Annotated in this window: 10 protein-coding genes and 1 pseudogene; 4 read left to right on the forward strand and 7 right to left on the reverse strand. The window is 42.8% G+C overall.

Annotation, left to right across the window (positions count from 1 at the left end):
- Positions 1-181: 181 nt before the first annotated feature.
- Positions 182-1,198 carry a chlorophyll synthase ChlG gene (chlG, locus tag OSCI_RS18755; RefSeq protein ID WP_007356666.1) on the forward strand — a complete coding sequence of 339 codons (1,017 nt, stop codon included), beginning with the start codon at positions 182-184 and terminating at the stop codon, positions 1,196-1,198.
- A 241-nt stretch (positions 1,199-1,439) separates the two neighbouring features.
- A complete protein-coding gene (locus tag OSCI_RS18760; RefSeq protein WP_007356667.1) occupies positions 1,440-3,803 on the forward strand; it encodes a transglycosylase domain-containing protein in 2,364 nt (787 codons plus the stop codon).
- A gap of 116 nt (positions 3,804-3,919) precedes the next feature.
- Here OSCI_RS18760 and OSCI_RS18765 read toward each other — a convergent pair.
- From OSCI_RS18765 to OSCI_RS18785, 5 genes and pseudogenes are all read right to left on the reverse strand, one after another.
- Positions 3,920-5,487: pseudogene (locus OSCI_RS18765) on the reverse strand (16S rRNA (cytosine(967)-C(5))-methyltransferase).
- Between the two features lie 42 nt (positions 5,488-5,529).
- Entirely contained in the window at positions 5,530-5,703 is a 174-nt protein-coding gene (locus tag OSCI_RS30840) for a hypothetical protein (RefSeq protein WP_007356669.1), read from the reverse strand.
- A gap of 49 nt (positions 5,704-5,752) precedes the next feature.
- Positions 5,753-6,073: a hypothetical protein gene (locus OSCI_RS18775; RefSeq protein ID WP_007356670.1), complete on the reverse strand. Its 321-nt coding sequence runs from the start codon at positions 6,071-6,073 to the stop codon at positions 5,753-5,755.
- Between the two features lie 33 nt (positions 6,074-6,106).
- Positions 6,107-6,439 (reverse strand): hypothetical protein, encoded by a 333-nt coding sequence (locus OSCI_RS18780; RefSeq protein ID WP_007356671.1) that lies wholly within the window; start codon positions 6,437-6,439, stop codon positions 6,107-6,109.
- A gap of 21 nt (positions 6,440-6,460) precedes the next feature.
- The gene (locus tag OSCI_RS18785) at positions 6,461-10,051 is read right to left on the reverse strand and encodes a tetratricopeptide repeat protein (protein ID WP_007356672.1); all 3,591 of its coding nucleotides are present in this window, start codon (positions 10,049-10,051) and stop codon (positions 6,461-6,463) included.
- 316 nt (positions 10,052-10,367) lie between these two features.
- Between OSCI_RS18785 and OSCI_RS18790 the strand changes: the two genes are divergently transcribed.
- Both OSCI_RS18790 and ada read left to right on the forward strand, forming a co-directional pair.
- Positions 10,368-10,865 carry a hypothetical protein gene (locus OSCI_RS18790; RefSeq protein ID WP_007356673.1) on the forward strand — a complete coding sequence of 166 codons (498 nt, stop codon included), beginning with the start codon at positions 10,368-10,370 and terminating at the stop codon, positions 10,863-10,865.
- Between the two features lie 198 nt (positions 10,866-11,063).
- Positions 11,064-12,179, forward strand: coding sequence for a bifunctional DNA-binding transcriptional regulator/O6-methylguanine-DNA methyltransferase Ada (gene ada / locus OSCI_RS18795; RefSeq protein ID WP_007356674.1), 1,116 nt, complete (start codon positions 11,064-11,066; stop codon positions 12,177-12,179).
- 18 nt (positions 12,180-12,197) lie between these two features.
- On the opposite strand, the gene OSCI_RS18800 is transcribed toward ada, so the two are convergent.
- Both OSCI_RS18800 and OSCI_RS18805 read right to left on the reverse strand, forming a co-directional pair.
- Entirely contained in the window at positions 12,198-12,851 is a 654-nt protein-coding gene (locus OSCI_RS18800) for a Uma2 family endonuclease (protein WP_007356675.1), read from the reverse strand.
- A gap of 166 nt (positions 12,852-13,017) precedes the next feature.
- Positions 13,018-14,200: GGDEF domain-containing protein (locus OSCI_RS18805; protein ID WP_234708774.1), on the reverse strand; the 1,183-nt coding region annotated here is incomplete at its 5' end.

Here is a 14,200-nt window from a genome sequence, read left to right on the forward strand (position 1 = left end):
GTTTACGATAGATATCTGTAACTCTGCCATTCCGGCCCGATCTTTATTAAGAATTAGCAATTAGTAATTATCTGCGTCGCTGTGCGGTTAAAAATTAAGTATATCTATGAATATCAATGGTATCCTATCAGAAATATTATTGCAACGTAGAGCTACAAGATAGCACCGTCAACATAAAACTATGTCTGATTCTCCTCCTTCCCAGTCTACTCCAGAGCCAACACCCATCAGTGCTACCCAAACAGATAGCCGCACCGCCAAAACTCGGCAAATGTTGGGCATGAAAGGGGCTGCACCGGGCGAAACTTCTATCTGGAAAATTCGCTTGCAACTGATGAAGCCGATTACTTGGATTCCTCTAATTTGGGGAGTTGTGTGTGGGGCGGCTTCTTCTGGTAACTACACTTGGACGCTGGAAAATGTGTTAGTAGCAGCGGCTTGTATGTTGCTCTCAGGCCCATTGATGACAGGATATACCCAAACCCTTAACGATTTCTACGATCGCGAAATCGATGCCATTAACGAACCCTACCGTCCTATTCCCTCCGGTGCGATCTCGATTCCGCAAGTCGTCACTCAAATTTTTGTATTGCTGCTAGGTGGGATCGGCATTTCCATCGCCCTTGATTTGTGGGCCGGTCATAAGTTTCCGATCGTGGTTCTTTTAACTCTCGGCGGCGCTTTTATCGCTTATATTTACTCGGCACCACCGCTGAAACTTAAGCAGAATGGGTGGTTGGGGAATTATGCCTTGGGTTCTAGCTACATTGCTTTACCTTGGTGGGCGGGACAAGCTTTGTTTGGCAAACTGGATGCAACGATTATGATTTTGACCCTGTTTTACAGTATGGCAGGGTTGGGAATTGCGATTGTTAATGATTTTAAGAGTGTAGAAGGCGATCGCCAATTGGGGTTACAATCCTTGCCTGTGATGTTTGGTGTGGATAAGGCGGCTTGGATTTGCGTGTGCGCGATCGACATCTTTCAATTGGGAATTGCGGCATACTTGATTAGCATCCACCAGAATCTCTATGCTGTCCTCCTCGTGTTGTTGGTGATTCCCCAAATCACTTTCCAAGATATGTATTTTCTACGCAATCCTCTGGAAAATGATGTTAAATATCAAGCAAGTGCCCAGCCTTTCCTAGTATTAGGTATGCTTGTGGCTGCCTTAGCACTAGGCCACGCAGGGGTCTAGGGGGGAAGAAGGGGCTAGAAGAAGGGGCTAGGGACTAGGATGCTCAGGATTAGGGAAGAGTTTTGAGTTACAAGTCACGTTTATAACTCGCTCATAATTCCCTTTCCTTCTCTCCTAAATAATTAATTCTTTTTCCCTGTTCCCTCTTCCCCTAGTCCCTAACCCCTAGTCCCTAACCCCTAGTCCCTAACCCCTTCTTCCTTCTTCGTTCTAAAATTAACAGGTGGTTTAAAAGTCTAACGTGGCAGAATCTTTATCAAATATGCAAGATCCGGCAAGCCAAGGCAGCAATGCTGTAGGGGCGAGTTTTGATGAAAATTGGTCGCCTGCTACCGATGGCGACGGACTCAACCAAGCTATAACGGAAGGGGCAGTGCCTACACCGCCGACGGGTCAAGAATTACAGCAAGGTGTGCCAGTTAATGCTGAACCGCTGACAGCCGAAGGTGCTGCACTTGAGACAGAGAATCAGCCATCTGACGCAAATAAGGTTGATATAGTTAAGCGAGATTGGTCGGGCTTGAGGAAGATTCGGGCTTGGTTTGATGCCAAATTTCCTCCTCTGACGAGTAGTGGCAAGAAAAATCTTTACCGCCGCCCTATATTTTGGGTAGGAGTAGGTGTAGTTACTGTTGGCGGTAGTGCTCTGGGCTATGTCTGGTGGAGTCTACGTACTTTAGAGCAAGCTTTGCCGAATATTGCTGATATGTCGGCTTTTACTCGCGATGGGACTTTGAGTATTAAGGCGGCTGATGGAACGATTTTGCTGCAAAGTGGGCCTGCAACTAGGGAAAAGCTGCAACTGAGGGAGATTCCCGAACAGTTAATTAAGGCTTTTATTGCGATTGAAGATCGGCGTTTTTATGAACATGGGGGGGTTGATTATCAAGGGATTTTTCGGGCGATCGCTTCTAATATCATGGCGAGGGATTTAGTACAGGGTGGAAGTACGATTACGCAGCAGTTAGCGCGGATTGTTTTCCTCAACCAAGAACGTAGTTTGTTGCGGAAGGTGCGCGAGGCGCTTTTGGCTCAGAAAATTGAGCGGGAATTGAATAAAGATCAAGTTTTAGAGCGCTATTTGAATCTGGTTTATTTGGGTTCTGGTGCTTATGGGGTGGCGGATGCAGCCTGGGTTTATTTCAGTAAGCCGGTGAATGAATTGACTTTGGCAGAGATGGCGACTTTGGCGGGTTTACCTCCTGCGCCAAGTGAATATTCGCCTCTGGTGAATCCAGATGCTGCTAAGGAACGCCGCAATATTGTGTTGCAGCAAATGCTGGCAGCTAAGGTGATTACAGTGGCGCAAGAACGGGATGCGATCGCACAACCTCTGGCGGTGAAACCAAGTGCTCCAAAACGGCTGCAAGTGCAAGCTCCCTATTTTGCCAGATATATTATGAAAGAATTGCCACGCTATGTTTCTAAAGATGCTTTGGAAGCGGGAGGTTTGACTGTAGAAACGAGTATAAATTTGGAGTGGCAGAAAATAGCAGAGCAGGTGATGAAAGATGCTGTAGAACTTGACGGTAAAGCTCAGGGATTTGAGGAAGCGGCGCTGGTTTCAATTGAATCTCGCACTGGGGAAGTGAAGGCGATGGTGGGGGGTGCGAATTTTCAAAAAAGTGAGTTTAACCGTGCTACGCAAGCTTTACGGCAGCCCGGATCTACTTTTAAGGGGTTGGTTTATACGGCTGCGATCGCGGCTGGTTTTTCGCCTTATGACAGCTATGAAGATGGCCCGGTGATTTTTGATGGGTATCAACCAAATAATTATGGTAAAAGGTTTAGCGGTTGGCGATCGATGGCTGACGCGCTAGCAAGTTCTGTGAATGTGGTAGCGGTGAAAGTGTTAGTTGATGTTGGGTTCGATCCGACGATTAAGTTAGCTCATGATATGGGGATTAAGTCGAAACTCAATCCCACTTATTCGCTGGCTTTAGGCGCTTCGGAGGTGAATTTGCTGGAGTTAACTAATGCTTACGGCACTCTAGCAGCGCAAGGGAATTATATCGAGGCTCACGGGATTCGCCGGGTGATTAATCAGCGAGGAGATGTAATTTACAATGCTGATTTTAAACCTAAGCGAGTTGTCGATAAAAATAGTGCTGCAATTATTGCTTGGATGTTGCAGGGAGTGGTGCAAAGCGGTACGGGAGGGCCTGCGGCTTTGTCGGATCGGAATGTTGCTGGCAAAACTGGTACTTCTGAACAGGCTCGCGATCTGTGGTTTATTGGTTTTATCCCCCAGGTAGTGACGGGTATTTGGCTGGGAAATGATGATAATTATCCGACTTATGGGGCTAGTAGTACAGCCGCTTATAATTGGCGGGAATTTATGTCTCAGGTGGTGAAGGGAATGCCTATTGAGGAGTTTCCGAAGTTGCCGGAATTGGAGGGGAGAAAGGGGAGTATTAAGGCGAAGCCCGTGCAGCCTGGGAATGTGGTTTATGGGATGATTAAGAATGATGACGATTCTATTTCTCCTTATAATCCTGGGGGTAGTTCCCACGATTCTGCTACTTATCAAGATCCAGGTAGTTATCAAGAACCAGAGAGTTATCAAGAGCCAGCTTATCAAGAACCTGTTGAGAATTATAATTAACTGATGATCGTAGCCCCCATTGGTGTCAACTTAAGGTCAAACCCTGAATCCGACAGGGGTTAAAACCCCTGGCGGGCTTTCTGCTTAAGTTGACACCTATGCGTAGCCCCTAAACCCTAGTCCCTAGCTATATAAGGCGATGATGATTTTTTTAGGGTGGCTATAAAGAAACCATCCATTTGTTGTCTTTGCGGCCAGACTTTGAGCCATCCCTCGGCTGTGGGTTCTATGGGTAAATCGAGTATTATTGGTTCTGTTTGCCAGTCAGGATTGTTGGTTAAAAATGATTCAATAATGTTTTCGTTTTCTAAGGGGTGAATTGTGCAGGTTGCATAAACTAATTTGCCTCCGGGCTTGACAAAAGTAGCGACATTTGCTAATAATTGTGATTGCAGTATTGAGAGTTCTTCGATATTTTTTTCTGTGTGATGCCAGCGGGCATCAGCGCGGCGGTGGAGGGTTCCCAATCCTGAACAAGGGGCATCTAGTAAGACGCGATCGGCACTGTTAATCAAGTTAGGAAAGTTGCGGCTATCTCCTGTGTGAATTTCAATAGAGTTAAGCTGCAGTCTTTCGGCATTTTGTTTTAGTTTTTTGAGTCGGCTTTCGGTTTTGTCGCAGGCTATGATTGTGCCTTTATCCTGCATTAATTCGGCGATGTGGGTGGTTTTTCCACCGGGTGCGGCGCAGGCATCAATGATAGTTTCCCCTGGTTGGGGGTCGAGTAAATGGGTGACTAATTGAGCGCTGCTGTCTTGAATTGTCCACCAACCTTCGTTATATCCTGGTAGGTTGTAAATTGCGCCGATGCTGCCATTTAATCTTAAAGCTTGGGGTAAATAGGGGATGCGATTAACTGCTATATTATGAGATTTTAAGGCATTTTCTACTTCGTCAATGGTGGTACGAAGGGGATTAATTCGGAGGTCAATTGTGGGGGATTGATTGAACCATTGACAGAGCTTTTCTGTTTCGGTTTCGCCGATTTGTTCTAGCCAGAATTGTATTAGCCAGTCGGGGAAACTGTGGATAATTCCTAAGCGTTCGATGGGATTTTCGGGTAGTTTTAGGATTGAATTAACCCCCCCCTGCCCCCCCTTGGTAAGGGGGGGGGTTGTTTTATTTTGGGGGGGTAGTATTAGTTTTATCCTCACTCTTAGCATCTCCTTCATAAGAAATACTCTTAGCATTTCCTTCATAAGCAATACTCTTAGCCCCCCCTTCCATAAGCAATACTCTTAGCATCTCCTTCGTAAGCAATACTCTTAGCCCCCCCTTCATAAGGGGGGGTTGGGGGGGTAATTCTGGTATATTGTCGCAAGAGGCCATTAACAAAGCTACTAAGGCCTGAAAATCCGTTTTCTTTTGTTAGTTGAACGGTGGTATTAACGGCGGCGGATGGGGGGATGTGGGTGAGATATTGGAGTTGATATAAACCGATGTGTAAAATTGTGCGAAGGTCTGGAGGTTGTTGGGAGGCAGGTTTTTTGGCGAGTTGGTCGATAAGAAAATCGAGCGATCGCATTCTTCTGACGCTACCATAGACTATTTCTGTGAGGAGTCTGCGATCGAGTTCGCTGAGTTCGGAGTTGCGGAGGGTGCGATCGAGGGCCACGTCTGCGAATGCGCCGCGTCGGTGGACTTCGCGGAGGGCGATAAATGCTAGTTGGCGAGGATTTTTCATTTAGTTATTAAATTATAGGAATATTAATTATAGTTGAAAATATTAATTTGGCTCGTTATTTTCCCAGTCTTCTCCATCAAGTACAGAAAATTCGGTTAGTTCAGGATCGGTCAAAAAATATTCGGCTGTAGCAGCTATAAATGGTGCTAGTAGTTGATGGCGTTCTGTCACAGGTAGTCTAGCAATTTCTTGGAGAGATAACGTAATTAAGCCCATTTCAAAAAATAGTTGAGTTGATTAGTTTCACTTTCAAATCTGTCTTCAATCATATTGTACCACAAATCCCCGTTTCATTGAGGCGAAAAGTGACTACTTTTCCCGTTATCTCTTGATTTCGCAATTTTTGGAATATCGCCATATAGTCTGGTTCAATAAAATAATTGCCACTGTTTGGTTCAATGGTAATGTACCAATTGTAATGCTCTGCGATTAGTTCGGGGCGGACTCGTTCAAAAATAGCATGAGCAAGTTGATATCGTTGTTCGCTTTCTGCTTTTTGCTTTGCTTTTTCTTCGGTAGAAATTGGTGTTTTTTTGTATTTTTCTGGGAGGTGGCGAGGTTTCCAGGTAGGGGATGCTATTGTCATGTTTTTTTCCTATTTTTTAATTTGGTTAGTTAGTTAGGATAGTGATATTGTAGCATTAGTGGCGGGTATGGGAAAGGTAGAACAGTTATTTTCCAATAGTTCTTCTATTGTCTCAAGATGTCCTAATATGTGAGGAATAGAGCCATATTGAAAAGAATCAACTGTTTCTGTAAGCTGCTCTAAAGCTGCTTCTTTTTTTGCAGCACTAATAAGCTCATTGGCAAAGTTTTCAATGTCTAAATTGATTTCTTCGAGATTAAAAAGCAGTCTTTCTAACTTGCTTTTACCGAGTTGAGGTTCCAGCTTCTCTCGATGCTGCTTAAGAGCGTTAATTGCTGCTCTCAGTGATGTGATTTGGGAAACCATAATTGTTACCTATTGTTTTATTTATTGCTCTAAATTCAATATGGATTGTAGCAATTTTCGTTCTTCGATGGGAAGTTCGAGTAAGGCCCGTCGATCGCCTTTGGTTTCCCGGTAGCGGACGGCGGCTTTTAGTAGGCGTAAGGGTATTTGAAATTCGGGGAATTTGCTTGTCTGTTCTTGCCAGACTTCTAGCCAGATTCGCGCTGCTTTGTCGCTAATCATTTCTGACATTATTTCCGGGATGTTGTTAACAAGTCCTTGTCCTAAAGCAGGGAGAACATTGTGTTTTTTGTAAAGGTTGACTAGGGTTGTGAGGCGCGATCGCCAAACTTCTCGATCTTGTTTACTGTTAAACAATTTGGAAATTATCAGTTTTGCCTCGTCTGTATTTGCTTCTTCCCCTGGCTTCAAATTTTCAATGGAGTTATTTAAGATGGTGATACTGTCATCCCAACTCTTAAAACCAAGGAGACGAATGATACTCTTGAAGAAATTGGAACTAGCTTCAATTACTTTATCTATAGATGCTAAATTTTTACTGCTATATTCAAGGAAGGATTCAATACCTTCTTGTGTAGAAAACAACCAGCGTCGCATCCAAAGATAATTGGGGTTAAGTTCAATTACCTTATAAAAAGATTTGGCGGATTCTTCATAGCGTTTTAGTTTGTGTAGCACCAAGATTTGATTATACCAAGCGCTCGTATAATTGGGGTCAATTTCAATGGCTTTATCTAAAGATATCAATGCTTCTTCATAGCAATTTAGTTTGATGAGCGTTGCCCCCCGATTACACCAAGTATAGTGGTCGTCAGGTTTGATTTCAATGGCTTTGTCTAATGAGGCGAGTGCTTCTTCAAATCGCCCTAAGTTTTGTAGCGCCACACCCCGGTTATTCCAAGCTTCGTAGTGGTCAGGTTTGATTTCAAGGGCTTTGTTGTAAGAGGCGATCGCTTCTTCAAATCGTCCTAAGTTTCGCAGGGCCCAACCCCGGTTATTCCAAGCATAGTGGTAATCAGCTTTGATTTCAATGGCTTTGTCACAAGAGGTGAGCGCTTCTTTAAATCGCCTTAACTCTCCTAGCGCCCAACCCCGGTTATTCCAAGCTTCGTGGTCGTCAGGTTTGATTTCAATGGCTTTGTCATAAGAGGCGAGTGCTTCTTCAAATCGCCCTAATTTGAACAGTACAATACCCCTGGTAAACCAAGCTTCGTAGAAGTCGGGTTTGATTTCAATGGCTTTTTCATAAGAGGCGATCGCTTCTTCATTTCTCCCTAAGTTAAACAGCGCAACACCCCGGTTATACCAAGCTTCGTGCTTGTCAGGTTTGAATTCAATAACTTTGTCGTAAGAGGCAATCGCTTCTTCAAATTGCCCTAAGTTTTGCAAGGCCCAACCCCTGTTATTCCAAGCATAGTAGTCATCAGGTTTGAATTCAATAACTTTTTCATAAGAGGCGATCGCTTCTTCATTTCTCCCTAAGTTAAACAGCGCAACACCCCGGTTATACCAAGCTTCGTGCTTGTCAGGTTTGAATTCAATAACTTTGTCGTAAGAGGCAATCGCTTCTTCAAATTGCCCTAAGTTTTGCAAGGCCCAACCCCTGTTATTCCAAGCATAGTAGTCATCAGGTTTGAATTCAATAACTTTGTCGTAAGAGGCGATCGCTTCTTCAAATCGCCCTAACTCTCCTAGCGCATAACCTCGGTAAAACCAAGCTTCGTGATCATCATGTTTGATTTCAATGGCTTTGTCGTAAGAGGCAATCGCTTCTTCAAATCGCCCTAAGTCATCCAGCGCATAACCCCGGTAAAACCAAGCTTCGTGATCATCATGTTTGATTTCAATGGCTTTGTCATAAGAGGTAATCGCTTTTTCAAATCGCCCTAATTTACGCAGAGCCCAACCCCGATTAAACCAAGCTTCTTGGTGGTCAGGTTTGATTTCAATGGTTTTGTCATAAGAGGCGAGCGCTTCTTCAAATTGTCCTAAGTCCCCTAACGCATTACCTCGCTTATACCAAGCTTGGTGGTAGTCAGGTTTAATTTTAATAGCTTTGTCATAAGAGGCGATCGCTTCTTCATTTCGCCCTAAGTTTCCTAGCGCCAAACCCCGGTAAAACCAGTCGTCGGCACTACCATTAATTTTTATTATCAATTCATCTGTGATTTGGAGAGCATTAACATAGTCTTCTTTCTCATAAAAATTTTTATATTCCTGAGAGTATGCCCCCATGCCAGAGTCTCGATCGTTTTGTTCGCCTGCTTCCAACGCATAACGCAGATATTTTATTTCCATTGCAGCCTTAGAAGGCAACGATTTCATTAGCTCAAAAGGCAATTTATCGGGTTTTATATTCAACAATTGTTCTGCAACATCAATCCCCATCTTATGCCTAATATCAGCAATACCTAATTCTAATCGCTGCTCCAACTCTTCCCGCGTGTACCAAATTCGCAAAAAATCTACAAATAACTGTATCGTCCCTTCACCCCGCTGCTTCTTAACATCAAGGCAAAAACGCATCAGCACTTCCCGTAATTCATAATAAGACTCACGGCCAATCGCTTCAGAAGTAACATATCCCAAATTCCGCAGAGTTTTAAGTTGACTAGATGCTGTCGCCTGTGTAATAAAACAGTGTTCCGCAATTTCTTTAACACTAACAGCATGGCGACGATCGCACAAAAACTCTACAATTTTTCGCTGTTGAGGCGAAAGAAATTGCATTCGTGACTGATAATAAGGTGTCAAATCATCGAGCATCCGCATAAAAGGTTTCACCAATTGATCCAGGGATTCACGGGTGAGGAATTGGGAGAAAATTACATAGACGCGGGGGTTGCCACCTGCTAAGTGATGAACAGCTTTAATCCGAGCTTGTCCGTTTGGTGAAGCAATGAAATCTTTTAATTCAATATTGCCCTGGATTGTTGCCACATTTATCAATAATTGTGCTGCATCTTCAACCGTTAAATCCTGTAAGTCGTGGAGGCGAAAGAAATCATAAAAAGGTGCCTTTTTATTATCAACATCATCAAATAAACTCGGTGAGGTGGCGATCATCGTACAGCAATTAGACCCTTGCAAGAAAGAGAGAAATTGCTTTTGACCAGAATTACCTAACCCGTCAAATATTTGGTCTAAGTTCTCTACTAGCAGTAGTAACGTGCGATCGCCAATAAAGTCTTTTAAGAATTCTACTGCTGTCTGTTCAGCCGTCTCTGGAGATGAATAGAGAGTTTCAACTTTCTGCTGAAGTTGCTCTTGATATTTATCTAAATAATCTTGCTTTAATGCTGTAAAGATGCTAATTATTAAATCTAAAAATGAAGTGATGCTCCAATTATCTTCCCATAACCACGCAATAAAGAGGCGATCGCGCAAATTTTCCTGATGACGAACGCGGTGATAAATGAGAGAAATTAAATGAGTTTTGCCAATACCACGCGGCCCAATTAGTAAAGTGTAATGCTTAACTGGGGTAGTTGCACTTTCACGAATGCGATCGACAAGTTCCTGTGCAAGTTCCTGACGTTGAACAAGCATCTGTTCTAAAATATCCCCCGACATCAGACTCGGTGTGAAGTGGGAGAGAAAAGTTTCTGTCATACTAACCATTTAATGTTGAGATTGGTAGTCTAAGGCTGTGTTCGCATTTGGTGAACTATCATAAAAAGCTTATCCTGCTTGGGCTTTAGACTCATTATCTATAGTTTAACACATTTTTGATAAATATCTGGTGATTTTGGTTGACATTTATTTTTACTCCTGTTATCTTAGCCATATAAGCGAAAAAGCGACCCCAGGTGAGACTAGAGACGCTTTAGAAACTTTGTTAGCGATCGCCTGGTTGCCACCAGTACCGCTTTAGTTTTTTTGACTTCAAATGTAATTTTTTTGCTCTTTATCAGAGCGAGGAGTTGTTATGACTGATTTTAGCATGATTGAGGCAAAAGTGTTGCTTGAGCAAACTTGGGCAACAATGCCGTATGCGATCGCGCTCTGTTTCACCATTGATAATAGCATCAAGAGGTTATTACCAAGTGAGCCTCAGCGACAGTCAATTATCAGTTTAACTGAAGAGCAAACGCCCGATCGAAATCGTCTAAATGGCGTGATTATACCGGGAACTCGACATAAAAACCAGCCAGCGGATAACTCCTTTTACCAAAAACAAGCAAAATTCTTATTTGCGACTTTATTTGGAGGATTCACGGCTTTTCCTGATATCAAAGGAGGATGGATTTTAGAGGAAACTGGACAGTTAGTAGAAGAACCTGGTTTTTTAGTTGCGGCCTTAACCACTCAAGCAGAGATGAAAGTCGGGGAAAGGATGATTAAACAGTTTGCCTTGTACTTAAAGCGAGAGTTAGATCAAGATGCGATCGCGATTATTATTGGTGGCAATTTGAAGTTTATTTAGAGACAAATAGCGTGGCTCTTATCTGATAAGATCGGAAGAGTCACGTTTTTTTATTGGGAAGTTCAAACGCAGTGCGATTGCCGCATCTTCAAACCTCATCAGATTTTATCCCCTTTTTCAAATTCGATCGCAAGAATCGGATAGAACCTAGTTAAAAATATGTTTAAGCTAAAGTCATGTAGTTAAACTTTAATATTTATGCACGCATCAGCACCGCAAATTTTATCTCTTTCAGAAGAAACCCTTTGGCAAGCAATCCTGAACCGAGACACCAACTTTGATGGTAAATTATTCTACGGCGTGCGATCGACAAACATTTATTGCCGTCCAACCTGCCCCAGCCGCAGACCAAACCGCAGCCAAGTTACTTTTTTTAACTCACCTGAAGCCGCAGAAATTCAAGGTTTTCGTCCCTGCAAGCGCTGTCAGCCACAAAATGCGACTGTTGACAATCCCGCCAGAGACAAGGTAATTGCAGCCTGTCGTTATATCGAGGGAGAGTGCGATCGCATACCCACCTTATCAGAAATAGGCGATCGCGTCGCTATGAGTCCCACTCACCTACAGCGAATATTCAAACAAATAGTCGGAGTTTCCCCTTTTCAATATGCCGATTCCCTGCGAATTAAACGTTTAAAAGAACATCTCAGAGAGGGAGAAGAAATCGCACCCACCCTCTACGAAGTCGGCTACGGTTCTAGCAGCAGATTATATGAAAAAGCACCAAAACAACTCGGCATGACTCCTAATACTTATAAACGTCTCGGTTTCGGCGAACAAATACGTTATGCGATCGCTAATTCTCCTCTCGGTTTTGTAATTGTAGCTGCAACTAAGCGCGGAATTTGCAACATTCGCCTCGGAAATGATGCAGCAGAACTTGAAAGCGAATTGCAACGAGAATTCAGCAATGCTTCTCTGGAAAAAGCCGATTCAGAATTGTGTCAATGGATGCAATCTTTAATAGATTATCTTAGCGGTAATTTACCTCTACCGAATCTTCCCTGCGACGTGAAAGCTACAGCATTTCAATTGCAAGTTTGGAATGCTTTACAGGCAATTCCTGCTGGTAGAACTGTTACTTATAGTGACGTTGCTGATGCTATTGGACAGCCAAATTCTGTCCGCGCTGTGGCACGCGCTTGTGCGACAAATCCAGTTGCATTAGTTATTCCTTGTCATCGAGTTGTGCCCAAAGTTGGGGGAGTCGGAGGATATCGCTGGGGAAGTTTTCGGAAAGAGAAACTTATTGATTTAGAGAAAGAGTATGCGACAACTCCGACTCTAAATCTTAAGAATGAAAAAATAGAATAGTTAGCCGCTATCACCTATTCAAACCTCATCAGGATTTATACCCATTTCCCGCAATTTTGCCGCCAATTTTTCAGCACGTTGCTGTGCCGATTCTCGCTGCCTTTCCAACTCCACATAAGACAAAAACTTCTCTCCATCCGGTCGATAAATTTCCAACTCTCCCGATGAAATCTCAAACCTTACACCTAAACGCGGACTCACCCATCCCCCCATTGGCTCAATCTCGTTAAGTTCATTATCTGAACGCAACCACCCTGTTAAATCATTATTCTCAGGGTTGTAGAGATAGTATTCTTCCACTCCATAACGCTCATAAAACTTCAATTTCTTGAACATTTCTCCCATTCTATTACCAGGGGAAATAATCTCAAACACAACTTGCGGAGCAATATTATCTTCTTCCCACTGTCTATAAGAACCTCGATCGCCTTTTGGCCTACCAAAAACTACCATCACATCAGGTGCTTGGCGGATTTTATTATCTCCTTCGACAGGATACCACAGCAAATCCCCGGCAACAAAAACATTTTCAGCATCCTTGAATAAGGCATCTAAACCACCCTGAATTTTGATAATTAAGTGGAACTGCTTAGTATTATCTGCCATTAATTGTCCGTCACTATCTGGGTAAACAATATCTGGTTTATTTAGAGGTTGAACTGGTACAATCATTTGATATTTTCCTCCCAATGAGCCTCAATTTATATATTATATGACTTTCGCATGAAGGCAAAGAAACCGGGTTTTTTAGGAAAATATTTCGTGCAGCCTAGAAATTCGGTAAAAAACCCAGCTTATTTAGTTGAATGCGAAAGTCCCGAAAATACTAAACAACTTACTAGGCTGCGATTACTTGATTCCGCCCGTACCCTTTAGCCCGATATAATGCTCGATCGGCTCTGGCAAATAGCTCAACTATATCCTCGTCCGGTTGACGCAAGGCAACTCCAAATGAAGCAGTGACTTTGCCCACTTCCGGTATTTGTCGATCGGCGATCGCCAATCTCAAATGTTCCGCCATTTGTTTTAATTCCTTTTCATCATCTCCTGTCACCACAATTAAAAATTCTTCGCCACCCCAACGAATCAAAATATCTTTCTCTCTTAACCGATTCTGACAGGATTGAGCTATTACTTGTAGAACGCGATCGCCCATTAAATGACCATAATTATCATTGATTTGTTTGAAGCGATCTATATCGCACAAAATAATGCCGATCTGCTCCTCTGATTGATTTATTAAGTCTTGGAGTATCCTTTCTCCCGCACCTCGGTTAAATACACTGGTGAGAGCATCTTTTTCGGAAATTTCCATAAGATGAAAGCGCTCAAGATAAAGTTTATTGTTCGCATCTTGTAGTTGCGAATAAAATCGAATGAAGCATAGATTAATAGCCATAGCAGGGACAAGTGTAACGATTAAATCTATGCCTCTAGGTGTTTCTAATTCTGGGATATGAAATATTAAGTAAACAACCACTGGAGCGGCTATAATAAACCAAAGTAGGATTGTCAGCCGAACCAATCGACGAGGACGCAAGAAAATAATCATGCTGGTTGTGAGCAAAAAAAGTCCTGACGAAATCGGTGGTAAAGTATCAATCAACCGTTTTTCCTTGTCTAACCATGCCTCAATCACAAAAGAATATTCTGGAAAAATGATGATAAAGCTACTCCACGCTAAAAGAAGATTTATGACTCGGTAAATTTGCTGGGGATACTTAATGAGATAGATCAGAAGGTTCAAGCAGGTAATTGATGTAAGAGGAGGAATTACTAACGAAATTGTATGGGTTGTGCCTTCAAGTAAATGTAGAAATGTAATTAGTATTCCTCCTAAAACCATAAATACCAAGATGAAGATTATGGCTTTTCGCTTGAGGATTTCCATTGGATCGTTCGTTAGTAATGTCATGGCACTAAGTGGAAAGCTATAGTAGAAGCAAGAAGAAAAAGGAACAGGACTCAGAATACCTCTGATAGTGATATAGCGTTTTTCAGGTAGATGAGGTATGACTGAT

This window comes from Kamptonema sp. PCC 6506, assembly GCF_000180455.1.
Lineage (GTDB): Bacteria > Cyanobacteriota > Cyanobacteriia > Cyanobacteriales > Microcoleaceae > Kamptonema > Kamptonema formosum.